Origin of the sequence: Curtobacterium sp. ODYSSEY 48 V2, from assembly GCF_023712625.1 — a bacterium.
In the GTDB taxonomy this organism is placed as follows: Bacteria; Actinomycetota; Actinomycetes; order Actinomycetales; family Microbacteriaceae; genus Curtobacterium.
The window spans coordinates 276,117-299,455 of the sequence record NZ_JAMAXX010000006.1; the positions used below are offsets into that span (position 1 = coordinate 276,117).

Annotated in this window: 20 protein-coding genes; 11 read left to right on the forward strand and 9 right to left on the reverse strand. The window is 72.8% G+C overall.

Annotation, left to right across the window (positions count from 1 at the left end):
- Positions 1-40: 40 nt before the first annotated feature.
- Positions 41-4,351, forward strand: coding sequence for an FtsK/SpoIIIE domain-containing protein (locus M3666_RS11450; RefSeq protein WP_251155264.1), 4,311 nt, complete (start codon positions 41-43; stop codon positions 4,349-4,351).
- A gap of 200 nt (positions 4,352-4,551) precedes the next feature.
- Here M3666_RS11450 and M3666_RS11455 read toward each other — a convergent pair whose 3' ends face one another.
- Genes M3666_RS11455 through M3666_RS11465 form a run of 3 tightly spaced genes read right to left on the reverse strand, consistent with a single transcriptional unit; the run spans position 4,552 to position 8,162 of the window.
- Positions 4,552-6,588, reverse strand: a complete 2,037-nt coding sequence (locus M3666_RS11455) for a serine/threonine-protein kinase (RefSeq protein WP_251155265.1) — start codon at positions 6,586-6,588, stop codon at positions 4,552-4,554.
- Positions 6,589-6,636: 48 nt separating this feature from the next.
- Positions 6,637-7,479, reverse strand: coding sequence for a mycothiol synthase (gene mshD, locus M3666_RS11460; RefSeq protein WP_251155266.1), 843 nt, complete (start codon positions 7,477-7,479; stop codon positions 6,637-6,639).
- The gene (locus tag M3666_RS11465) at positions 7,479-8,162 is read right to left on the reverse strand and encodes a response regulator transcription factor (RefSeq protein WP_066656694.1); all 684 of its coding nucleotides are present in this window, start codon (positions 8,160-8,162) and stop codon (positions 7,479-7,481) included. Before M3666_RS11465 ends, mshD begins: the two co-directional genes overlap by 1 nt.
- 118 nt (positions 8,163-8,280) lie before the next feature.
- Between M3666_RS11465 and M3666_RS11470 the strand changes: the two genes are divergently transcribed.
- The 3 genes from M3666_RS11470 to M3666_RS11480 all read left to right on the forward strand — a co-directional run bounded on the left by M3666_RS11470 (position 8,281) and on the right by M3666_RS11480 (position 10,412).
- Positions 8,281-8,562 (forward strand): hypothetical protein, encoded by a 282-nt coding sequence (locus M3666_RS11470; protein WP_251155267.1) that lies wholly within the window; start codon positions 8,281-8,283, stop codon positions 8,560-8,562.
- 180 nt (positions 8,563-8,742) lie between these two features.
- Positions 8,743-9,345, forward strand: a complete 603-nt coding sequence (locus tag M3666_RS11475; protein ID WP_066656691.1) for an FABP family protein — start codon at positions 8,743-8,745, stop codon at positions 9,343-9,345.
- Positions 9,345-10,412, forward strand: a complete 1,068-nt coding sequence (locus M3666_RS11480; RefSeq protein ID WP_251155268.1) for a folate-binding protein YgfZ — start codon at positions 9,345-9,347, stop codon at positions 10,410-10,412. The genes M3666_RS11475 and M3666_RS11480 overlap by 1 nt, the downstream gene beginning before the upstream one ends.
- 104 nt (positions 10,413-10,516) lie before the next feature.
- Here M3666_RS11480 and M3666_RS11485 read toward each other — a convergent pair whose 3' ends face one another.
- On the reverse strand, positions 10,517-11,290 hold the full coding sequence (locus M3666_RS11485; RefSeq protein WP_251155269.1) for a class I SAM-dependent methyltransferase: 774 nt from the start codon (positions 11,288-11,290) through the stop codon (positions 10,517-10,519).
- Between the two features lie 45 nt (positions 11,291-11,335).
- On the opposite strand from M3666_RS11485, the gene M3666_RS11490 reads away from it, so the two are divergent.
- Positions 11,336-12,082, forward strand: coding sequence for a phosphoglyceromutase (locus M3666_RS11490; RefSeq protein ID WP_066656688.1), 747 nt, complete (start codon positions 11,336-11,338; stop codon positions 12,080-12,082).
- 61 nt (positions 12,083-12,143) lie between these two features.
- Here M3666_RS11490 and M3666_RS11495 read toward each other — a convergent pair whose 3' ends face one another.
- Positions 12,144-12,692: an AAA family ATPase gene (locus tag M3666_RS11495; RefSeq protein ID WP_251155270.1), complete on the reverse strand. Its 549-nt coding sequence runs from the start codon at positions 12,690-12,692 to the stop codon at positions 12,144-12,146.
- A gap of 22 nt (positions 12,693-12,714) precedes the next feature.
- A complete protein-coding gene (gene phoU, locus M3666_RS11500) occupies positions 12,715-13,386 on the reverse strand; it encodes a phosphate signaling complex protein PhoU (RefSeq protein WP_066656682.1) in 672 nt (223 codons plus the stop codon).
- A gap of 158 nt (positions 13,387-13,544) precedes the next feature.
- Between phoU and M3666_RS11505 the strand changes: the two genes are divergently transcribed.
- Both M3666_RS11505 and M3666_RS11510 read left to right on the forward strand, forming a co-directional pair.
- Positions 13,545-14,711 (forward strand): cell wall metabolism sensor histidine kinase WalK, encoded by a 1,167-nt coding sequence (locus tag M3666_RS11505; RefSeq protein ID WP_066656668.1) that lies wholly within the window; start codon positions 13,545-13,547, stop codon positions 14,709-14,711.
- Complete coding sequence (locus M3666_RS11510) at positions 14,708-15,388, forward strand: response regulator transcription factor (protein ID WP_066656662.1); 681 nt, start codon at positions 14,708-14,710, stop codon at positions 15,386-15,388. Before M3666_RS11505 ends, M3666_RS11510 begins: the two co-directional genes overlap by 4 nt.
- 97 nt (positions 15,389-15,485) lie before the next feature.
- Here the strand turns inward: M3666_RS11510 and M3666_RS11515 are convergent, their stop codons facing one another.
- Positions 15,486-16,136, reverse strand: coding sequence for a hypothetical protein (locus tag M3666_RS11515; RefSeq protein WP_066656653.1), 651 nt, complete (start codon positions 16,134-16,136; stop codon positions 15,486-15,488).
- A 157-nt stretch (positions 16,137-16,293) separates the two neighbouring features.
- On the opposite strand from M3666_RS11515, the gene M3666_RS11520 reads away from it, so the two are divergent.
- The 4 genes from M3666_RS11520 to rlmB are packed head-to-tail and all read left to right on the forward strand — an operon-like array spanning position 16,294 to position 20,499.
- The gene (locus M3666_RS11520) at positions 16,294-16,776 is read left to right on the forward strand and encodes a CarD family transcriptional regulator (protein ID WP_017888066.1); all 483 of its coding nucleotides are present in this window, start codon (positions 16,294-16,296) and stop codon (positions 16,774-16,776) included.
- A 51-nt stretch (positions 16,777-16,827) separates the two neighbouring features.
- On the forward strand, positions 16,828-17,997 hold the full coding sequence (gene ispD, locus M3666_RS11525) for a 2-C-methyl-D-erythritol 4-phosphate cytidylyltransferase (protein ID WP_251155271.1): 1,170 nt from the start codon (positions 16,828-16,830) through the stop codon (positions 17,995-17,997).
- A gap of 53 nt (positions 17,998-18,050) precedes the next feature.
- Positions 18,051-19,460 carry a cysteine--tRNA ligase gene (cysS, locus tag M3666_RS11530; protein ID WP_251155272.1) on the forward strand — a complete coding sequence of 470 codons (1,410 nt, stop codon included), beginning with the start codon at positions 18,051-18,053 and terminating at the stop codon, positions 19,458-19,460.
- A 28-nt stretch (positions 19,461-19,488) separates the two neighbouring features.
- A complete protein-coding gene (gene rlmB / locus M3666_RS11535) occupies positions 19,489-20,499 on the forward strand; it encodes a 23S rRNA (guanosine(2251)-2'-O)-methyltransferase RlmB (RefSeq protein WP_066656632.1) in 1,011 nt (336 codons plus the stop codon).
- 54 nt (positions 20,500-20,553) lie between these two features.
- Here the strand turns inward: rlmB and M3666_RS11540 are convergent, their stop codons facing one another.
- Positions 20,554-21,858 (reverse strand): DUF4032 domain-containing protein, encoded by a 1,305-nt coding sequence (locus tag M3666_RS11540; RefSeq protein WP_066656629.1) that lies wholly within the window; start codon positions 21,856-21,858, stop codon positions 20,554-20,556.
- Positions 21,859-21,998: 140 nt separating this feature from the next.
- Positions 21,999-23,099: an ABC transporter ATP-binding protein gene (locus M3666_RS11545; RefSeq protein WP_066656626.1), complete on the reverse strand. Its 1,101-nt coding sequence runs from the start codon at positions 23,097-23,099 to the stop codon at positions 21,999-22,001.
- Between the last annotated feature and the right edge of the window lie 240 nt (positions 23,100-23,339).

Here is a 23,339-nt window from a genome sequence, read left to right on the forward strand (position 1 = left end):
ACCACCCGCACCGCCGCACCACGCCCAGGGAGGACCGCCCATGCGCCTGCTGATCGAGCTCGACGACCGCCGCGAGACGATCGAGGCCGACGGGTGGGCGGAGTCCTCCACGCTGGGGGACCTCGTCGCGGCGTCGCTCGGCACCCCGCTCGACCCCGGCACACCCCTGGCGGTCGACGGTCACCGGACGAGCTCCGACACCCCGTTGCGCGACCTGGTGCTCCTCGAAGGGTCCCGGGTCGCCCGCACCACCGAGGAGCCACCGCGCGCCGTCGACGGGTGGAGCGTGACCCTGGCGGGCGGCCTCGGGGCGGGCGTCGTCGTCCCGGTGCCGCGCAGCCGTCGGCTCGTCGTCGGACGCGCTCCGCAGGCGGACGTCGTGCTCCCCACCGAGAGCGCGTCCTGGGAGCACTGCACCGTGGAGCGCGAGGACGACGGTGTCCGGGTGCGCGACTCCGGGTCGACGAACGGCACGGTCATCGCGGGGGAGCGCATCGACGACGAGGGCGTCCTGCTGACCGGGACCACGAGCGTCATCGTGGGCGGCGCGGTCCTGCTGCTCCGTCCGGAGCTGCCGGAGACGACCGTGCCGGCAGCGGGCACGTTGCCCAACCTCACGCCGGCCGCCACGGCGCCGTTCAACCGACCGCCCCGGCCGGGACGGCTCACCGACACCGAGCCGGTCTCCCCGCCGACGCGCAGGGACGTCGCCCCGGCGTCGAAGTTCAGCTGGATCACGGTGGCGGCTCCGCTCGTGCTCGCCGGGGCGATGGTGCTCCTGCTCGGGGACGCCCGCTTCGCACTGTTCGCGCTGCTCAGCCCCGTGACCGCGATCGGCATGTGGTTCGAGCAGAAGCACCGCCGGGCGAAGAACCTGAAGGAGGAGGAGACGCGCTTCACCGAGGCGGTCGAGGCCTTCCGCGGCGAGATCGCCGCGGCCGCGGCCGTCGAGGCGGCCCGCCGGCAGGACCTCGTGCCCGACCCGGCGACCGTCGTGCGTCGAGCGCTCGTCCCCACCACCGACCTGTGGCAGCGTCGGTCGGACGACGACGACTTCCTCAGCCTGCACGCCGGCACCGGTGACGCGCCGTGGCGTCCCGAGGTCGACCAGCGGGCGGCGTCGTCGAAGCTCGAGGACGAGGCGAAGGCCGCGATCGCGGACAGCCGGCTCACGGCGGCGCCGGTCGTCGCCGACCTGTCGGACGCCGGCGTCGTCGGCATCGTCGGTGACCGCGACGGTGCGCTCGCCCTGGCCCGCAGCCTGCTGGCGCAGGCGACCGTGCACTGCGGACCCGCGGACCTGACGGTCGGGGTGTTCTGCGACGCGGGCCGCGAGGACGACTGGTCCTGGGCCTCCTGGCTGCCGCACACGCGCGTCGCGGGCAGCAGCACCGGCGCCCGGTGGATGTCGGCGCAGCGCGACCAGAGCGCCGCCGTCCTGCGCGGGCTGCAGGAGTCGCTCGACGAGCTGCCCACGCCGAACCTGCTCGTCGTCGTGGACTCCGACGTCCTCACCGAGGGCCGCGACGCTCCGGCGCGCAGCCTGCTCGGCCAGGGCCGCGCGGTCCCCGGTGTGTCGCTGCGCCCGGGGGAGCGACGCCAGCGGGTGAGCGGCATCGTCATCGCGACGAACGAGCAGCAGCTGCCCGCCGCCTGCACGTCCATCGTCACGGTCGGTGCGGACGCGGCTGCGACGGTCTACCGCCCCGAGGACCGCACGCGGGTCGAGGACGTCGTGCTCGCCGGCCTCACCCCGGACACGGCGGAGCGCGCCGCCCGCGCCGTCGCCCACTTCGACGACCCGGAGCTCACGGTCCCCGGCGCATCGCTGCCGTCGCTCGTCCGCCTGCCCGAACTCCTCGCGCGGAGCGCCGCGGCCCCTGGCGGCACCGCTCGCGCCGCGGCCCCTGGCGCGGGCCACGGGACCGCCGCCGTCGACACGACCACCGCCGAGGGCATCCGGACCCTCTGGCAGACCAGCACCGGTACCTCGACCCCGGTCGGTTCCTCGGAGTCCGGCGTCCTCGAGATCGACCTGGTGCGCGACGGCCCCCACGGCCTGGTCGGTGGGACCACGGGTTCCGGCAAGAGCGAGTTCCTCCGCTCGTTCGTCGCCGGCCTCGCGGCCCGGAACGACCCCACCCGGCTCAACTTCCTCCTCGTCGACTTCAAGGGCGGCGCCGCCTTCGCCGCCTGCGAGCGGCTGCCGCACACCATCGGCACGATCAGCAACCTCGACGAGCAGCTGGCAGACCGAGCCATCCGCGCGCTCGAGGCCGAGCTCGAGCGTCGTCAGCGGGTCTTCGCGACGGCCGGCGCCGACATCGACAACCTCGACGCCTACCTGGCGACACGGCCGACCGAGCCGATGCCGCGCCTGCTCTTCGTCGTCGACGAGTTCGCCATGCTCGCGAAGGAGTTCCCGGACGTCCTGACCTCGCTCGTCGCGATCGCTGCGGTCGGCCGGACGCTCGGCGTGCACATGGTGCTGGCCACCCAGCGGCCGGCCGGCGTCGTGAGCGAGGACATCCTCGCGAACACGAACCTCCGGGTGGCGCTCCGCGTGCAGAGCCGCGAGGACTCGACGAACGTCATCGGCGTGCCCGCCGCGGCGGGCATCGGCCGCCAGCAGACCGGCCGCGCCTACGTGAAGCTCGGGCAGGACGACATCACCCCGGTGCAGACCGCCCTGGTCACCGGCCGCGCGCGCGACGAACGGGTCGAGCAGCCGGTCTCCGTCCGCCCGACCGACGTGTTCGGCGTCCCGGCACCGGCGCCCGCACCCGGGCCGAGTGCGTCGGACGACACCGACCTCGACGTCCTCATCGAGGCGATCCGCGCCGCGAACGACGCCGCCGGGTACGCGGCACCCCGCCCCATCTGGCCCGAGGCGCTGGGAGCCCGGGTCGACCTGGCAGACGTCCCGGAACCGTCCGACGGTGCCCGCCGCTTCGTGCCCGTCGCGCTCGCCGACGACCCCGACCACCAGCGCCAGGTCGCCGGCGGCTGGGACCTCGACGAGGGCAACCTCGTCCTGATGGGCATCCCGGGCAGCGGCACGAGCACCGCCCTGTCCGCCCTGGCCCTGCGTCTCGCGCGGACGACGAGCCCCGACGACCTCGACCTCCTCGTCCTGGACATGGGACCGGGGGACCTGGCACCGCTCGCGCAGCTGCCGCACACGACGGCCTACGTCGGGTCCGGCGCCGGGGCGGGCGAGCTGCAGGCCCGCTTCCTCCGACACCTGCGCGCCGACCTCGAACGCCGTCGTGCGAGCCCCGGCGGACGTCGAGCCGTCGTCCTCATCGATGGCCTCGCCGCACTCCGCGACGAGTACCAGGACTTCGAGGGCCAGCAGCTCCTCGACGCCCTGTACCGCGTCTACGCCGAGGGGCCGGCGCTGGGGATCTCCTTCGCCGTCTCCACGACGCGGGCGAAGGCCGTCCCGTCCGCCATGGACGAGGTCACGACCCAGAAGTGGATGTTCCGCCTGGCCGACCCGTACGACTACGCGTCCATCGGGGTCCGTCCGAAGGACGTCCCGCCGCCCGTGCCGGGTCGGTACATCGACTCGACGACGAAGCTGCAGAGCCACGTCGCGACGCCGTCGGTGCCCCTCGCCGGAGCCGTCGCCGAGGTCGCCGCGGCGTGGCCGGACGCCGCGGCGAAGACGAGCGCCGTCGGACGTCTGCCCGATGCGGTCCGGGTGCAGGACCTCCGGACCCCGGCCCGCTTCGACACGGAGCCGTGGCGCCTGCCGGTCGGCATCGCGGAGGACGACCTCGGCACCGCGGCGCTCGAGGTCTACGACGGCGAGCACGTGCTCGTCGCCGGCCCGGCGCGCTCCGGCAAGTCGACGGTGCTCCTCGCCCTCGCCGACCTGGCACGGTCCGCCGAGGGTGTCCGCCCCGCCGTGTGGGCGGTCTGCGACCGCCGGTCTCCGCTCGCCGACGGCGTGTTCGACCGCCTCGCGGTCGGTGCGGACGAGGTCCCCGCCCTGCTGGCCGGCCTCCGCCTGGAGCGGGGCCCGGTCCTGCTGCTCGTCGACGACGCCGAACGCTTCGACGACGCCGACCAGTCGATCGCCTCGCTGCTGTCCTCCGAACGGCCGGGCCTGTGCGTGGTCGCGGCCGGCCGGTCCGCCGACCTCCGATCGCTCTACAGCCACTGGACGCGATCGGTCCGGAAGTCCCGCTGCGGCGTGCTGCTGCAGCCCGACGTCGACTACGACGGCGAACTGCTCGGTGTCACGCTGCCGAGACGGGCCCCCGTCGCGCTGACCGTCGGCCGCGGCTACGCCGCATCGGGCGGTGCGGTCCGGCTCGTCCAGACCGCCGCTGCCGGCGCCTGACCAACGCGACCACCACCGGACGGGAGGCACATCGCACCGCCGCCACGTGCCTCCCGTCCGGCGGGTCTGCGGACGGGAGGCGCGGCGCACCGCCAGCACGCACCTCCCGTCCGGCGGGTCCGCGACCGGGAGTCGCGGTGCACGCCCGCCGCGCGCCTCCCGGCGTGACCCACGTCACGTCCCGCGACGGCGGACGCCGGTCAGTCGCGGGTGGTGATGCCGAAGGGCGAGCTCTCGAGGTCCGTGAAGTTGCCCACCGTCGCGCGGACGGTGCAGGACGGCGCGACGGACAGTGCGGTCACGACGAGGCCGTCCGAGGACACGGCCAGCGCACCCGAGCACCCGTCGGCGAAGCGCACCCCGGCCTCCCCGCCGGCGACGTCGGTGAGCATCTCCGACGGCTTCCCGGTCGAGGGGCTGCGGTAGAGGGGGTTCAGTTCGTCGGCACCGCTCGGCCACACCGGTACGAGCGTCACGGGCAGCGTGGTCTGGCTGACCGTGCGGTCGGGCGTGCGGACCTCGACGCCCTGCAGTCGCTGCACGGGGTACGAGGTCCCGGTCACGGCCTGGTCGGTGACGGCCGTCGTGGTCGCGCTGCCCGCCGCGTCGAGCCACTCCTGGAGCCCGGCCTGGTCGGGCACGTCGGACAGCCGCACGGTCGCCTGCACGGTCAGGTCCTCGCCCGCCGGGACCACCACGTCGGAGAGCGTCCAGCCGCAGCGGACGTCGACGCCGGTCAGCGACGGTTGGTTCCGGGCACCGCTCACCTCGTCGCCGGTCCACGTCACCGCGGGACACTCGGACCGCGCTCCGACCCCGGGCACCACCTCGAGCAGCGGGCCGCGGAGCGTCGCGGACTGGGCGGCGTACGTGATCGACAGGTCCACCGTGCCGGCCTGCGGGTCGACGGTCGCCTTGCGGGTCGTCGAGAGTCCGGTGGGCAGCGGACGGTCCTGCTGGTAGGCGCTCGCGGCCTGCGCCGTGCGGGCCGCACTCGGGGTGTCCTTGCCGCCCAGGGCGCCGGGGAGCCAGACGACCCCGCCGACGACGAGTGCGGCGACGAGCACCACGCCGAGGGCACCGAGCCCGAGCATGCGGTTCGTGAGCCAGTCCGGGCGCTGCCACCGGCCGCGCGCCGGGGCCTCGGGTTCGCGAGCGGCGGCGACCGGAGGGCGTGCGAGCGGCCGGAAGACCGTCTGCGAGCCCGCCTGCCCGAGTTCGGGCACCGGTCCGGCGTCCTCCGCAGCAGGTGACGGGCCGGAGCCGTCGGCTGGGGGACCGTCGGGCGCGGTACCGCCGCCGGGCCGGAGTCCGCGCACCACGGTGGCGGGCCGCTCGACCTCGGCGAAGGACTCCGGCTCGGCAGCCGGGGCCAACGCCGGGGCGTCGGCCAGCTGTCGGGCGAGGCGGCGCAGGGTGGCCGCGGCGTCGGCGGCCGCGGGCCGTGCGGCCGGGTCCTTGGCGAGCATCGTCGACACCGCCGTCCACAGCGACGCGGGGACGTCGAGCTGCGGCGGGTCCGAGGTGACGTGGCGGTAGGCGACGGCGAAGTCGGTGCCCGGTCCGGCGAAGGGGGTGCGTCCGGCGAGCAGTTCGTAGAGCATCACCCCGGCGCCGTACACGTCGGCCGCGGGGCCCGAGCGCCCCTGGCTGATCGACTCGGGGGCCATGTACTGCGGCGTGCCGAGCAGCCCGGTCGTGGTGCGCTGCCGGTCGGCCATGACGGACGCGATCCCGAAGTCCGACACCCGGACGTCGCCCGTGGCGCCGGGTGCCCACGGGGACGCGAGCAGCACGTTGTCGGGCTTGACGTCGCGATGGGTGACGTCCTGCCCGTGCGCGGCGGCGAGGGCGTCGAGCGTCTCGGCGGTGATCGTCAGGGCGTCCCGGGGCGGCAGCGTCCCGGCGTCGGTGAGCAGGTCGCGGGCGGAGCCCCCACCGACCAGGTCCATGACGATCGCGAGTCGGTCGCCCTCGACGACGAGGTCGCGCACCCGGACGATCGACGGGTGCTGCAGGCCGAGCAGCACGGTGCGTTCGCGGACGAACCGCTCGACGACGGCCGGGTCGGCGGCGAGCTCGGCGCGCAGCAGCTTGGCGGCGACGTGCTCCCCGGTCGCGGTGTGCTCGGCGCGCCAGACCTCGCCGGTCGCGCCGGTGCCGAGCAGGTCGACCAGTCGGTACGACGCACCGAGCGGTTCGCCGCGGCCGTACTGCGCCCGACCCTGCTCCGTCACGTTGCCCCCGACTGCCCCCGGTCGACCCCTCGTCGACCTCGCGTCATGTTACCGGCCGGACCCTGCGGCGTACTGCACGTCGATCGCGTGCTGCGTGAAGCCGGACCGGCGGTAGAGCGCCAGCGCGGGCTCGTTGTCGCCCTCGACGTAGAGCGCAGACGCGGTCAGTCCACGACCGGCCAGCCGGGCCGAGCCCGCGCGCATCAGGACCCCGCCGAGCCGACGCCCCTGCAGGTCCGGCCGGACCGCGACCGCGTAGAACTCGCCGACGCCGTCCTCGACCTTGAGCCAGCACGATCCCGCGAGCGCGCCGGAGTCGTCGCGCAGGAGCAGTAGGTCGTCGCCGGAGAACCACGGCTCGGCCTCGCGGGCGCGCAGGTCCTCGAGCGTCATCCGGCCCTGCTCGGGGTGGTGCGCGAAGGCCGCGGCGTTGAGGGTCAGCCAGGCGTCCTCGTCCTCGGGGTCGCCCGGGCGGAAGGCGTCGAGCCGGTACCCGTCGGGGACATCGGCCCCGGTGGGTTCGTCCGAAACCGTCGCCCGGAGCTGCAGCAGGGTCCGTACCGGAGTCCAGCCGTACCGGTCGGCGAGGGCACGGGCGGCCGGGTGGTCCCCGTGCGCCCACGCGAGGCGCGGAACGCCCGAGGCCGCCGTCGCGCCCCCGGCGCCCGGGGTGAGCACCTGCGCGACGAGTGCCGACCCGACACCCTGGCCACGGGCCTCCGGGGCGACGACGAGTTCCAGCTCGCCGTCCCGGACCACGGCGACCCCGCGTTCGTCCCCGACCACCGCGGCACGGCCGGCGCGCACGTCGACCAGGGTCTGGTCGGAGAACGGCGGGGCCTCTCCCGCGGCGGCCGCGGCGGCGGCGAGCATCTCGACGACGGCGAGCACTACTGGGCCGCCAGCCGGTCGGCCTCGTCGTCGTGCACGTTGAAGCGGTAGCCGACGTTGCGGACCGTGCCGATCAGTGACTCGAGGTCGCCGAGCTTGGCGCGGAGCCGTCGCACGTGCACGTCGACCGTGCGGGTGCCGCCGAAGTAGTCGTAGCCCCAGACCTCGCTCAGGAGCTGCTCGCGGGTGAAGACGCGCGAGGGGTGGGAGGCGAAGAAGCGCAGGAGCTCGAACTCCTTGAAGGTGAGGTCGAGCGGCCGGCCCCGCACCTTCGCCGAGTAGCTCGCCTCGTCGATGACGACCCCGGAGGCCTGGATCTTCGAGCCCGACGGGTTCTTGGCGGCGCGTCCCGTGGTGAGGCGGATGCGCGCGTCGACCTCGGCGGGCCCGGCGCTCTCGAGCACGACGTCGTCGACGTTCCACTCGCTGTTCACCGCGGTGAGCCCGCCCTCGGTCACGACGAGGATGACCGGCGTCGTCGAGCCGCTCGTCGCGAGGATCTTGCACAGCGCCTTGGCGCTCACGAGGTCGAGGCGGGCGTCCACGAACATCAGGTCGCTCTGCGGGGCGTTGACCAGCTGGGCGGCCTCGGCCGGGACGTGGCGGATCCGGTGGCTCAGCAGACCGAGACTCGGCAGGACGTCGCCGGGCGCGGCTGAGGTGAGTACCAGGAGCTGGGCCACAGGACCTCCAGAACGAGGGGACGTCGTGGAGCCATCCTAGTGATGTGTCGGAAGGGGCCCGCCGACCGGCCGGTCGGTCGGGCGTCCCGGTCGGCGAGGCCCTGTCATGATGGAGCGCGTGACCGAGCCCGTCCCACCCCTCGACCAGCGCCGCCTGCGGCTCACCTCCGTGCTGCCGGTCTGGGTCCTCGCCGTGGTCGGTGCGGTGCTCGTGCTGGCCCTGACGCAGAAGGACTCGTTCGCCTGGCTCCTGCTCGTCTTCGTGCTCTGCGTGCTCGTGTGCTTCGTGCTGCAGCTCATCACCGCGACCAAGGACGGGCTGGTCGAGCGGATCAGCATCGCGTCCTCCGGCGCCTTCGTCGTCGTGCTCGTCACGGCCGTGGTGCTGCTGGCGCGCTGAGCCGCGCGACCTGCGACCGCGCGGCACGCCCCCTGGCGCCGTCAGGCGTCCCGCGTAGACTCGCGGCATGGATTCGCTGCTTGCGCTCGAGCTGTTCTACGTGGGCCTCCTCGGCCTGGCGTCGCTCGCGATCGCGTTCATCTCGGTCGTCGTCGTCGTGAAGCTGTTCAAGGGCCAGCGTTGATCGAACTGCCCGAGGGTCTGGCGCCCGAACTCGTCCCGCTGTCCTGGCTCGTCGGTGTCTGGGAGGGCACGGGCGTCGTCGAGTACCCCGTGGGCGACGAGGACGAGCCCCGCAAGTACGAGTTCGGCCAGCGCGTGAGCTTCAGCCACGACGGCCTGCCGTACCTCAACTACTCCTCGACGACGTGGCTGCTCGACGACGACCACACGCCCCTCGCCGCCGAGATGGGCTACTGGCGCATCGACCGGCCGAACGAGCCCGGTGACCGCGGTCCCGCGATGCTCATGGGCGACGGTCCCGCGCCGTTCAGCACGGTGGAGAGCGTCGAGGCGCTCCGGAACACGACCGACGGCTTCGACGTCGAGGCCGCGATCATCCACCCGACCGGGGTCAACGAGCTCTACGTCGGCCGCGTCAGGAAGGGCCGGATCGACCTGGCCACCGACGCCGTGATGCGCTCGCCGAACGCGAAGGACTACTCGGCCGCGACCCGCCTGTACGGGTTGGTCGAGGGCAAGCTCTTCTGGGCGTGGGACATCGCTGCGCTCGGGCAGCAGCTCACCTCGCACGCCTCGGGGCAGCTCGCGAAGGTCGACTGATGTCCGCCTTCAGCGGGCGCGACGGTTTCGTCGCGACCGAGGCCGGTCCCGCCGCCCACTTCGGCAACCCCGTCGGTGAGCAGCGGGCGCTCGCCTCCGGTCGCGCGGTCGTCGAGCTCGGCCTCGGGGTCGTCACGGTCAGTGGTCCGGACCGCCTGTCCTGGCTCAACTCGATCACCTCGCAGCTGCTCACCGGGCTCGAGCCCGGCGTCAGCACCGAGACGCTCGTCCTCGACCAGTCCGGCCGCGTCGAGCACGCCGCACGGGTGGTCGACGACGGCGAGATCACCTGGCTCCTCACCGAGCCCGCGGACGCCGCACCGCTCGCGGCCTGGCTCGACTCGATGCGCTTCATGCTCCGCGTCGAGGTCACCGACCGGTCGGCCGACCTCGTCACGCTCGGCCGCTTCGCGGGTTCGGCAGCGCCCGACGGCGTGGTCGTCGAGTGGGTCGACCCGTGGTCGTCGGTCACGCCCGGCGGATGGGGCTACGCCGCCCCGGAGGCCCATCCCGCCTCCGACTGGACCCTCCGCATCGACGTGGTCACCCCGGACGCCGCGGCTGCGCTGGCAGCGTCGGACACGCCGGTCGCGGGGCTGCTCGCGTTCGAGGCCCTGCGCATCGTCGCGTGGCGGCCCTCGCTCGCGGACGTCGACGAGCGGACGATCCCGCACGAGCTCGACTGGCTCCGCTCCGCCGTGCACCTGTCGAAGGGTTGCTACCGCGGGCAGGAGACCGTCGCCAAGGTGCACAACCTCGGGCACCCGCCGCGCCGCGTGGTGATGCTGCACCTGGACGGCTCGGACGGCGTGCTGCCCGCGCCGGGCACCGCGGTCGAGCTCGACGGCAAGGACGTCGGGCGGCTCACCGCGTCGGCGCTCCACCACGAGCTCGGGCCGGTCGGGCTCGCGGTCGTGAAGCGCTCGCTCGACCCCGCCGTGACGCTGACCCTGACCGTGGACGACGTCCTGGTCACGGCCGCGCAGGAGACGATCGTCCCGCCGGAGGCCGGCGCGACGGCGAACGTCCCGCGCCTGCCCCGGCTCGGAGCCGTGCGCCGCTCGTAGTCGTCGTCGGACGCGGTCCGGCGAGACTCGGCCCCGCGGACGTGTTCGCGCCCGCACGACCGTGGACGTGTCCGCCTGGGCGAGTCTCGTGGCGCGGCGGCCGCTCAGGCGGGAGCGACGGCCGACCAGGGGACGCTGAGCTCGCCGAGGCGCCACCGGGAGACCCCGTGCAGCACGGGCCAGCCCCGGTCGCGCACGCCCTGCACCGTCGCGATCCACCGCTGGCGGGGGCCGTACGTGCCGAGCGGAGCGGCGACCGCCCACGCACGATCGAGGTCGAGCAGGAACGCGTGCACCCGCTCCCCGGGGACGTTGCGGTGGATCAGGGCCTTCGGCAGTCGCTCCGCCACGATGCTCGGCAGCTCGAGGTCGGCGACGCGCAGGGACACCGTGAACGTGTGCGGCTCGTGCTCGTCGAGCGTGACCCAGGACGCCACGCGGCCGACCTCGTTGCAGGTGCCCTCGACGAGTGTCCCGCCGGGCTGCAGGCGGTCCTGCATGATCCGCCACGAGTCGACGACGGCGGATTCGTCGTACTGCCGCAGGACGTTGAACGCCCGGATCACGGCGGGACGGCGGCCACCGGGCGTCGGCGTCTCGAAGCCGCCGAGCCGGAACGTCACCCCGTCACGGGTGCCCGCGTTCGCCAGCGCCACGCGTGACGGCTCGATCTCGATGCCGGTGACCTCGACGTCGGGTCGGACCCGGGCCAGCCGGTCGCGGAGCTCCAGGGTCGTCGTCGGTCGAGCGCCGTACCCGACGTCGGCCACGAGCGGGTCGTCCGTCCGGCGCAGGACGGGGAGCGCGGCGATCCAGCGGTCGACACGACGGAGCCGGTTGTACCCGGTGGTCCCGCGCGTGACGTTCCCGATGGGCATGGACCCCAGGGTACCGAGGCGCACCCGCTCGGTAGACTCGGACGCATGACCTCCACGCTCGTCCTGCTGCGTCACGGCAACAGTGACTGGAACCAGAAGAACCTGTTCACCGGTTGGGTCGACGTCCGGCTCTCCGAGCTCGGCGAGAAGGAGGCGAAGCGTGCCGGCACCCTCATCGCCGAGTCGGGCATCGTCCCCGACGTCCTCTACACGTCGCTGCTGACCCGCGCGATCCAGACCGCCGACATCGCCCTGCTCGAGGCCGACCTGGCCTGGCTGCCGGTGAAGCGCGACTGGCGCCTCAACGAGCGCCACTACGGAGACCTGCAGGGCAAGGACAAGGCCCAGACGCTCGAGCAGTACGGCGAGCAGCAGTTCATGGAGTGGCGTCGCTCGTTCGACGTGCCGCCGCCCCCCATCGCGGACGACGCCGAGTGGTCGCAGGCCGGGGACCGCCGCTACGCCGACCTCGGCGACCAGCTGCCCCGCACCGAGTCGCTGAAGCTCGTCATCGACCGGCTGCTGCCGTACTGGGAGTCCGACATCACGAAGGACCTGGGCGAGGGGAAGACCGTCCTGGTCACCGCGCACGGCAACTCGCTCCGCGCCCTCGTGAAGCACCTCGACGGCATCTCCGACGACGACATCGCGGGCCTCAACATCCCGACGGGCATCCCCCTCGTGTACGAGCTCGACGACGACTTCCGTCCGACGAAGCCCTCGTACTACCTCGACCCGGAGGCCGCCGCTGCCGGTGCCGCCGCGGTCGCCGCGCAGGGCGCCAAGAAGTAGCACCAGCACGACGAACGCCCCGCCGGACACCGGCGGGGCGTTCGTGCACCTCGGGCGGGCCTCAGACGAAGTGGTCGGCGATCTCCTGCACGAGCGCCCCGACGTCGTAGGGGCGACCGGTGTCGACCCGCACGACGGGGACGCCCGGCAGCCCGATCGGTGCGGCCGCGTCGCCGTGCTCGTCCCAGAAGGCCAGGATCTCCGCCAGGTCCCCGTGCACCTCGTGCCGGACGGGCAGTGTGCCGGGCTCGTACCGGTCGCGCAGCCGGTCCGCGGCGGTGACCCGGTCGACCTGGCAGAACACCTCGACGGCGCGCGGTGAGCCGGCGGAGGCGAGTCCGGCCTCCAGACGGTCGCGGTCACGGGACGGCAGCCAGACGGCGTCGAGGACGACCCCGTTCTCGACGGCCTGCGCCATCGACCACATCGTGTCCATCGCGATGCCGCCGAGCTCGCGCGAGCCGATCATCGGACCGACCACGTCGGCCAGGGGTTCCTTGATGCGGTCCTTCGACAGGAAGGGACAGCCGAGCACCTCGGCCAGGGCGGCGCCCACCGTGCTCTTGCCCGAACCGGGCATCCCGTTGACGACGATCGCGACCTGAGCCATGCCACGATCCTGGCAGAACCCGTCAGGCGGGGGAGGCCGTCACCGACGCGGCGCCGGTCCAGTCGCCGGTCGCCAGGTACTCGACCTTCTTGGCGATCGACACCGCGTGGTCCGCGAAGCGCTCGTGGTAGCGCGAGGCCAGGGTCGCGTCGACCGTGTCGATCGGGTTCCCCTTCCAGGTCTCGCCGAGCACGAAGTCGAACACGCTCGCGTGCAGCTCGTCGACGGCGTCGTCCTCGTCGCGGATCTCCGCGGCCAGGGCGATGTCCTCGGTCGCGAGCAGGCGCGTGAGCTTCTGGGCCATCTGCACGTCGTGCGCGCCCATCTGCTTGAAGGTGCCGCGCAGGCCCTTCGGCACGACCTTCTCGGGGAAGCGCTGGCGGGCGAGCTGCGCGATGTGCTCGGCCATGTCGCCCATGCGCTCGAGCGACGAGCTGACGCGCAGCGCGGTCACGACGACGCGGAGGTCACGGGCGACCGGCGCCTGCCGCGCGAGGATGTCGATCGCGATCTCGTCGAGGCTGTTCGCCGCGTGGTCGATCATGGCGTCGTCGGCGATCACCTCCTCGGCGAGGGCGACGTCGGACTCGCTGAACGCCTGCGTCGCACGGGTGATGGCGGACTCGACGAGTCCGGCGATCTCGGTCAGACGCTCCTGGACGTCCTGGAGCTCCTGCTGGAAGACTTCGCGCATGGGGGATGTGCCTCTCTGATGCGTACCGGACGAGTGTCGTCAGCCCAGGTGAACGAACGGTGACCTGCGGCTGAACACCTCACGATCCGGGGCCTCGACTGAGCGGAAGCGGGGTGAACGGCGTCGGAACCCCGCGTGACGATCCCTACACTGGCGGCATGGACAACGCGTGGCTCGTGCCACTGTCGATGCTCCTCGGCGGGGTCTTCGGCGCAGGGGTCGTGGTGCTGGTCATCACGGCGGAGCGCACGGCCCGGGCAGCCGACGTCGCGGAACGGACGCTGCCCGACGGCGTCGCCGCGGTCATCGCCACGATGCACAACCCGGCCGTGGTCGTCGACCCCTCGAACACGGTCGTCGCCGCGTCGCCGCAGGCACTGACCGTCGGGCTCGTCGTGCGGCGGAAGCTCGTGCACGCCGAGCTCGTCGCCCTGGTGGACCAGGTGCGCAGGAGCGGGGAGATGGGGTCGGAGGACCTCGAGCTGCCCCGCGGGCGCAGCGGGGAACTGGTCGGCTACCTGAGCTTCCGGGCGGCGCAGCTCGGCAACCGCTACGTGCTCGTCACGGCCGACGACCTGACCGAGAGCCGCCGCATCGACGAGGTCCGACGCGACTTCGTGGCGAACATCTCGCACGAGCTGAAGACCCCCATCGGGGCGATCGGCCTGCTCGCCGAGACCCTCGTCGTCGCCGCCGACGACCCGGACCACGTGAAGCGGTTCGCCGGGCAGCTCATCACCGAGTCCGAGCGGCTCGGGGCCCTGACGAAGGACATCATCGAGCTGTCGCGGCTGCAGTCGGTCGACACCCTCGAGAACAGCGAGGAGACGTCGGTCGACAAGATCGTGCAGGCGGCGGTCGACGCGAACGAGGTCGTCGCCCGCGCCCGGGAGATCGAGATCGTGCGGGCCAAGCGGTCGAAGCTGCGGGTCATGGGCGACCCGGGGCTGCTGCAGGTCGCGGTGTCGAACCTCATCGCCAACGCGGTCAAGTACTCCCCGGACCACACCCGTGTGGGCGTCGGCGTCCGCTCGACCAAGGGCTTCGTCGAGATCGCGGTGACCGACCAGGGCGTCGGCATCCCGGAGGCCGACCTCGACCGCGTGTTCGAGCGCTTCTACCGCGTCGACCCCGCACGGTCGCGGGCCACCGGCGGCACCGGTCTCGGGCTCGCCATCGTCAAGCACGTCGTCGGCAACCACGGCGGCGACGTCCGCGTCTGGTCGCAGCCCGGCAAGGGCTCGACCTTCACGATCCGCCTGCCCGAGGCGGATCCCGAACTCACCACCGCACTCGAAGAGCAACTGGAAGAGCAGTCATCGTGACCAAGATCCTCATCGTCGACGACGAGCCGGCCCTGAGCGAGCCCCTGGAGTTCCTCCTGCAGCGCGAGGGGTACGAGACCGCCGTCGCCGCGGACGGCGTGACCGCGCTGTCGAAGTTCGACACCGAGAACCCCGACCTGATCCTGCTCGACCTCATGCTGCCCGGACTGAGCGGCACCGAGGTCTGCCGGCAGGTCCGGACGCGCTCGAACGTGCCGATCATCATGCTCACCGCGAAGGACTCCGAGGTGGACATCGTCGTCGGGCTCGAGCTCGGCGCCGACGACTACGTGACGAAGCCCTACTCGACCCGGGAGCTCCTGGCCCGGCTCCGGGCGGTGCTGCGTCGGCGCACCGAGGACGACCCGGGCGACAGCGGCATCCTGCAGGTCGGCGGGATCCGGATGGACGTCGAGCGGCACACCGTGACGGTCGACGGGGCGGAGACGCCGATGCCCCTCAAGGAGTTCGAGCTGCTCGAACTCCTGCTCCGGAACGCCGGACGCGTGCTCACCCGCGGGCAGCTCATCGACCGCGTGTGGGGGTCGGACTACTTCGGGGACACGAAGACGCTCGACGTGCACATCAAGCGCATCCGGTCGAAGATCGAGCGCGTGCCGAGCGCCCCGGAGGTCCTGGTGACGGTGCGCGGTCTGGGGTACCGGATCGAGGGCTGACCGGCGACGCACGGGAGGCCCGGTGCCGGTTCTCGGAACCGGCACCGGGCCTCCGGTGCGTTGCGTCAGGTCGTCGCGCCCGTCCGGCGCGCGGCGGTCAGTTCGTGCCGCTGTCGCCCTCGGACGAGTCGGTCTGCGAGTCGCCCGACTGGGTGCCCGGAGCCGTGGCGTCGCCGGTGGGCTCGGAGCCGCTCTCCGACGGCGAGGTCTCCGTGCTCGACGGGGTGGCCGACGGGGACGTCGTCGGGGCGAGGGTCTGGTACTCCTCGAGGGCGCTGGTGAGCACCGGGACGTTGGCCGAGACACCCTCGGCGCCCGAGTACGAGAAGTACGTCTTGACGAGCGAGCCGGGGACGGCGTCGGCGCCCGAGAAGACGAGCTCCGGCTGGCCGGCGGAGCGCGTGCCCTGCGTCTCGGCGCCGGACTGGACGCTGGACTCGGCCTCGCTCGAGGGGCCGGCCGGGACGGCGGGATCGACGTGCGAGTTCGCCGGGATCTCGACCGTCTGGGTCACGCCGCCGACCTCGACGCTCATGGTGACGTCCTTCGACCCCGTGTTGATGAAGCTCCCGACGAAGCGCGCGTCCTCGCCGCCGTCGGAGATGAGCAGCGCGTTCCGGATGTCGATCGAGCCGGTGCTGACGTTCACGCCGTCGGTGATCTGCTTGATCTCCTTGGTGTGCGCGGGCGACATGAACTCGCAGCCGGTGGCGCCGAGCGCGATGGATGCCGCAACGGCGACGGACACGAGTACCCGAGCTCGCAAGAGATTCCTCCGGAAGATCACGATGTGGACCAGGCGGTCCGCGCCCATCCTACCGATCGTCGGGGGTGCGGGCCGCCCAGGCCCCTTACCCGAAAGGTCCTTGTGGTAAACTGGGGGTCCTGGGAACGGAGCCTGATACATGCAATTCGAGGTCGGCGAGACCGTCGTCTACCCCCACCACGGGGCGGCAACCATCTCTGAAGTCAAGACGCGCGTCATCAAGGGCGAGGAAAAGGTCTACCTGAAGCTGCGTGTCACGCAGGGTGACCTGACGATCGAGGTGCCGGCGGACAACGTCGACCTGGTCGGCGTCCGTGACGTCATCGGCAAGGAAGGCCTCGACAAGGTCTTCGAGGTCCTGCGGGCGCCCTTCACGGAAGAGCCCACGAACTGGTCGCGCCGGTACAAGGCGAACCTGGAGAAGCTGGCGTCCGGTGACGTCATCAAGGTCTCCGAGGTCGTGCGCGACCTCTGGCGCCGCGACCAGGACCGCGGGCTCTCCGCGGGTGAGAAGCGGATGCTGGCCAAGGCCCGGCAGATCCTGATCTCCGAGCTCGCCCTGGCCGAGAAGACCGACGAGGACAAGGCATCGACCGTCCTCGACGAGGTCCTCGCCTCGTAGCGCGGACCGCCGCTGGACGACACGACGACGACCGCCCTGCTCCCCGATCGGGTGAGCAGGGCGGTCGTCGTCGTCGCAGCCGGGTCCGGCACGCGGTTGGGCATCGGGGACGCGAAGGCGTTCGTCCCGGTCGCGGGCGAGCCGATGCTCACCCGCGCCCTGCGCACCGTGCTCACCCTGGCCGAGCCGACCGTCCTCGTGGTCGTGGCACCCGCAGCCCGGCTCGACGAGTGCCGCGCCCTGGTCGCGGCGACCGCCGGACACGCGGTCGACCTCACCGTGGTCGTCGCGGGCGGTGCTGACCGCCACGCCTCGGTCCAGGCGGGCCTCGACGCCCTGCCGCACGGCATCGAGTGGGTCGGTGTCCACGACGCCGCCCGCTGCCTGACGCCGGCGGCGCAGTTCGACGCCGTGTTCGACCGTGCACGCGCGACCGGTGACGGCGTCGTCCCGGCCCTGCCCGTCACGGACACCGTCAAGCGTGTCGACGCGGACGTCGTGGTCGAGACCGTCGACCGGTCGGCGCTCGTCGGGGTGCAGACGCCGCAGGTCTTCCCGCTCGCCGCACTCCGGGCCGCCTACGCGGGCGCCGAGCGCTCCGAGACCGACGACGCGGGTGTGTTCCGGGCGGCCGGGGGAACGGTCCGCACGGTGCCGGGTGACGCCGACGCGTTCAAGATCACCACGCGGTGGGACCTGGCACGGGCCGAGGCGCTCGTGGCCTCCCGCACCGGTGCGGCAGCCGCGGCGCCCGACGTCCGCGTGGGCCTCGGGGTCGACGTGCACGCCTTCGACGCCGCGTCGCCGTGCCGGGTCGGGCTGCTCGACTTCCCCGGCGAACCGGGGCTCTCCGGGCACAGCGACGGCGACGCGGTCGCCCACGCGGTCTGCGACGCACTGCTGTCGGCGGGCGGCCTCGGTGACATCGGCGGGCGCTTCGGCACCTCCGACCCGCGCTACGCCGGGGCCACCGGTGACGTCTTCGTCCGCGGGGCCGTCGAGCTCCTGCGCTCGGCCGGTCTCGCGCCGACCTCGGTCACGGTCCAGGTGATCGGGAACCGTCCCCGCATCGGTGCCCGACGCGACGAGATGCAGTCCGCCCTGGCCGCGGTCGTCGGTGCTCCCGTCGCGGTCTCCGGCACGACGACGGACGGCCTCGGCCTGACCGGGCGCGGTGAGGGGCTCGCGGCGATCGCGACCGCCGTCGTCCGGCCGCGCTGACCGCTCCCGACCTCCTCCGTCACCCGGCGCGTCCGACGTCCTAGGCTTGGGGCGTGACCGTTCGCCTGTACGACTCCCGCGCCGCAGCCGTCGTCGACCTCGTCCCGCTGGTCGACGGACAGGTGAGCATGTACGTGTGCGGGCCGACGGTGCAGTCGTCGCCGCACATCGGGCACCTGCGCTCGGCACTGGTCTACGACGTGTGGCGCCGGTGGCTGACGTACCGCGGGTACCGGGTGACCCTCGTGCGGAACGTCACCGACATCGACGACAAGGTGCTCGACCTGGCCGCGGGCACCGACGAGCAGTGGTTCGCCCGGGCGTACCGCGTCGAGCGGGAGTTCACCGCCGCGTACGACGCCCTCGGGATCCTCGCCCCGACGTACGAGCCGCGGGCGACCGCGAGTGTGCCGCAGATGCACGAGATCATCGAGCGGCTGATCGAGCGCGGGCACGCGTACGCCGCCGCCGACGGCACGGGCGACGTGTACTTCGACACCGGCAGCTGGGAGTCCTACGGCGCCCTGACGCGCCAGCGGCGCGAGGACATGGTCGAGGCCCCCGACGCCGACCCCCGCGGCAAGCGCGACCCGCGGGACTTCGCGCTGTGGAAGGGCGCCAAGCCGGGCGAGCCGACGACGGCGACCTGGGACTCCCCGTGGGGGCCGGGCCGCCCGGGCTGGCACATCGAGTGCTCGGCGATGTCGCGGCGCTACCTCGGCCCGGCGTTCGACATCCACGGCGGCGGCCTCGACCTGCGCTTCCCGCACCACGAGAACGAGCTCGCGCAGTCGACCGCGGCCGGCGACCCGTTCGCGTCGTACTGGCTGCACAACGGCCTGGTGACGGTCGAGGGGCAGAAGATGTCGAAGTCCCTCGGGAACTCGATCTTCGCCGCCGACTTCCTCGCGTCCGCCCGTCCGGCCGTGGTCCGGTACTTCCTCGGCGCGGCGCACTACCGGTCCTCGATCGACCACCACGACGGCTCGCTGGCCGAGGCCGAGGCCGCCTACGACCGGATCGAGGGGTTCCTGGCCCGCGCGGAACCCCGGCTCGAGGGGGTCCCGCTCCGCGACGCCCCGGCCGTGCCCGACGCGTTCGCGGCAGCGATGGACGACGACCTCGCGGTGCCGCAGGCGCTGGCCGTGCTGCACGAGACGGTCCGTTCCGGGAACGCCGCGCTCGACGCCGACGATGTGGAAGCGCTCGGGGTCGCGTACCATCAGGTGGCCGCCATGGTCGAGGTCCTCGGCATCGACCCGCGAGCGGCCCACTGGTCCGGTGGTGCGCAGGACGTCTCGGCCGCACCGCTCGCCGCGCTCGTCGACCGCCTCGTGCAGGAGCGCGCCGACGCCCGTGCGGCACGCGACTTCGCCACGGCGGACCGGGTGCGGGACGACCTCGCAGCCGCGGGGATCATCATCGAGGACACCGCAGCAGGAACACGCTGGAGCATCGCCTGACAACGGCCGTGCCGGACAGGAGAGAGCAATGAAGAACGTCTCGGGGAGCAAGAAGGGTCGGCCCGGCGCCGTCCGCTCCGGCCGCAAGGGCAACAAGCAGGTCGGCTCCGGCGGCCAGGGCGCGCAGGCGCTCGAGGGGCGCAAGCCCACGCCGAAGGCCGAGGACCGGCCGTACCACCCCGCCGGCAAGCGCAAGGCGGCGAAGGACCGGCTCGACGCTGCCCGCGGCCGTCACGGTGCGTCGAGCTCGCCGCAGCAGCGCACCGGTCGGCCGCCGCAGCGCAAGAGCGACGACTCCGAGCTCGTGACCGGGCGCAACTCCGTGCTCGAGGCCCTGCGCACGAAGACCCCGTCGACGACGCTGTACATCGCCGCCCGCATCGAGGTCGACGACCGCGTCAAGGAGATCCTGGCGCTCGCCAACCACCGCGGCGTCCCGATCATGGAGATCATGCGGCCGGAGCTCGACCGCATCACGGGCCACGACAGCGTGCACCAGGGTGTCGCGCTGAAGGTCCCGGCGTACGAGTACGCCGTCGCCGAGGACCTCGCCGAGCGCGCGTTCTCCCGCGACCAGGTCCCGCTCATGGTCGCCCTCGACGGCATCACCGACCCGCGGAACCTCGGCGCGATCATCCGCTCGACCGCGGCCTTCGGTGGCCACGGCGTCATCGTGCCGCAGCGCCGCTCGGTCGGCGTCACGGCGTCGGCGTGGAAGACGAGTGCCGGTGCCGCTGCGCGCACACCCGTCGCGATGGCACCGAACCTGACGCAGACGCTCAAGTCGCTGAAGTCGATGGGGCTCTTCGTGCTCGGTCTCGACGGCGACGGGGACGTCGAGCTCGACGCTCTCGAGCTCGCCGACCGGCCGATCGTGATCGTCGTCGGGTCCGAGGGCAAGGGGCTGTCCCGCCTGGTCACCGAGACCTGCGACGCGATCGTCTCGATCCCGATCTCCAGCGCCACCGAGTCGCTCAACGCGGGCATCGCCGCGAGCGTCACCCTGTGGGAGGTCGCTCGGCGCCGTCGCGCCGAGTAGGCGCGCGCTGCGCGGTGGCGCAGCACGCAGCCACCCGACCACCTGGAGGCCCGGCTACACCGTCGCGCGCCAGTCCTCGACGTCGTCCTCGTCTGCCGTGTCGTCCTCGACGACGGGGATCGGCAGCGTCATGGACGACGTCGGCGGGTTGATGAGCAGCCGCTCGTCGCGGCGGTGCCGCAGCACGTCGTTGATGTACGCCGTCGTGGCCTCGGGCAGGGAGACCGAACGCTCTTCCTCCTGGGACATGAACCAGCGGTGCTCGAGCAGCTCGTGGAAGACCTCGGCGGGCTCCAGACGTCCGCGCAGGTCACGCGGGATCGAGCGGATCACCGGCTCGAACACCCGGGACACCCACTCGTGCGCCACCATCTCCTCGTCGAGCTGGTCCCGCCCGTTCCGCGCCCGGTAGGCGTCGAGGTCGTTGAGCAGCCGCCGCGCCTGGTTCTCGCCGGCGTCGAGCCCGGTCAGCCGGAGCAGACGCCTCTGGTGGTGTCCGGCGTCGACGACCTTCGGCTGGATCCGCACCTGCGAGCCGCCCTCGGTGGTGTGGATCGAGAGCTCCTCGATGTCGAACCCGAGGGCGTTCAGGCGCTCGACCCGGTCGTTGATGCGCCAGCGCTCCTTGACGTCGAACTGCTCGGTGCCGGTCAGCTCCTTCCAGAGCGTCCGGTACTGCGCGACGATCCGGTTCGACACGTCCACGGGGTCGGCGTTCTCGTCGAGGCGCCCGCCGGCCTCGAGGTCGAGGAGCTCACCGGCGATGTTGACCCGGGCCACCTCGAGGTCGTTCTCGCGCTGTCCGTTGGAGAGGCCGCCCGGGTAGAGCTTCCCGGTCTCGGCGTCCACGAGGTACGCGGCGAAGGCACCAGCGTCGCGGCGGAACAGGGTGTTCGACAGTGAGACGTCGCCCCAGTAGAAGCCGATGACGTGCAGGCGCACGAGCAGCAGCGCGAGGGCGTCGACGAGGCGCGTGGCGGTCTCCGGTCGCAGGGTCTGCGAGTACAGCGCGCGGTACGGCAGCGAGAAGCGCAGGTGTCGGGTCACGAGCACCGGGTGCAGCGGCTCGCCGTCGGTGTCGGCTCGGTTCGTGATCACCGCGACCGGGTCGACGCACGGCACGTCCATGCGCTGCAGCGTGCGGAGCATCTCGTACTCGGCCCGCGCGACCTCCTCCCCGGTCTCCTTGACGGCCGCGACGTACCCGCTCAGGTGCACGAAGCGCACGAGGTGCCGCGAGATGCCCTTCGGCAGGGCGACGATGACGTCGTCGGGCCAGTCCTCGAGCGGCAGGTCCCACGGCAGGTCGAGCAGGCCGGGGTCGACGGTGGCGGCGGTGATGGCGAGGGAGTCGGGCACGGTTGGCTCCTGGAGGGCGCGGTACCGGACGTCGGGCTCGTGGCGGCGGCACCACGCGCACGGCGTCCGGTGGGTGGAACAGCGGGAGCCCGCGCCCGCCCTGGTGAGGCGGGCGCGGGCTCCCGGGGGAACTGCGCAGACTACGCGCTGACGACTGCCTTGTCGTCGAGGCGCTCGCCCGACTCGGTGTCGAAGGCGTGCACGTGGCCCTGCTTCGGCGTGATGACGATCGTGTCGCCGATCGACGGGTGCGAACGCCCGTCGACGCGGGCGACGATGTCCGTGCGCTGGCCGTTCACGTCGGCGTGGCCGTAGAGGTAGCCGTCAGCGCCGAGCTCCTCGACGACGTCGACCGTCACCGGCAGGCCCTCGCCCGAGGTCGACACGACGACGTCCTCGGGGCGGATGCCGACGGTGATGTTGCCGGAGCGCGCGTTCGACAGGGTGTCGCGGTCGAGCGGGTGGTTCAGCGTGCCGAACTTGATGCCGCCCTCGATGACGTCGGCCGGCAGCAGGTTCATGGCCGGCGAACCGATGAAGCCCGCGACGAACACGTTGTTCGGCTTCTCGTACAGGTCGCGCGGGGAGCCGACCTGCTGCAGGATGCCGTCCTTGAGCACCGCGATGCGGTCGCCCATGGTCAGGGCCTCGGTCTGGTCGTGCGTGACGTAGACCGTGGTGACGCCGAGGCGACGCTGCAGCGACGCGATCTGGGTGCGGGTCTGCACGCGGAGCTTGGCGTCGAGGTTCGACAGCGGCTCGTCCATGAGGAACACCTGCGGCTGACGGACGATCGCGCGGCCCATCGCGACGCGCTGACGCTGACCACCCGAGAGCGCCTTCGGCTTGCGGCCGAGGTACTGCTCGAGGTCGAGGAGCTTCGCGGCCTCCTGCACGCGGGTGGCGCGCTCCTCCTTCCCGACACCGGCGATCTTGAGCGCGAAGCCCATGTTCTCGGCGACGGTCATGTGCGGGTACAGCGCGTAGTTCTGGAACACCATCGCGATGTCGCGGTCCTTCGGCGGGACGTCGGTGACGTCGCGCTCGCCGATGCGGATGGCGCCGGAGTTGACCTCTTCGAGGCCGGCGAGCATGCGCAGGGAGGTGGACTTGCCGCAGCCCGAGGGGCCGACGAGGACGAGGAACTCGCCGTCGGCGACGTCCAGGTCGAGGGAGTCGACCGCGGGGCGGGTGCCTCCGGGGTAGAGACGGGTTGCCTTGTCGTAGGTGACGGACGCCATGAGCGTTCGATCCTTCCTTCACCGGCAGGTACGTGCCGGACGATCCGTTGTGAAGCGGTTGCCCGTGGGGGCCCCGGATGGTCGTCGTCGACCATCGGTGCTCATACAACACGAGTTCCCCCGCCAGCGCCAGTGTCCGGTCCGACCTGGTTGGCTGGTCCCAGGAAGGACCACTACGATCGGCGGGTCCGTCCGGCGTACGGGGGAAGGCGAGGCCGTGCGGACGTCAGGAGCAACGTG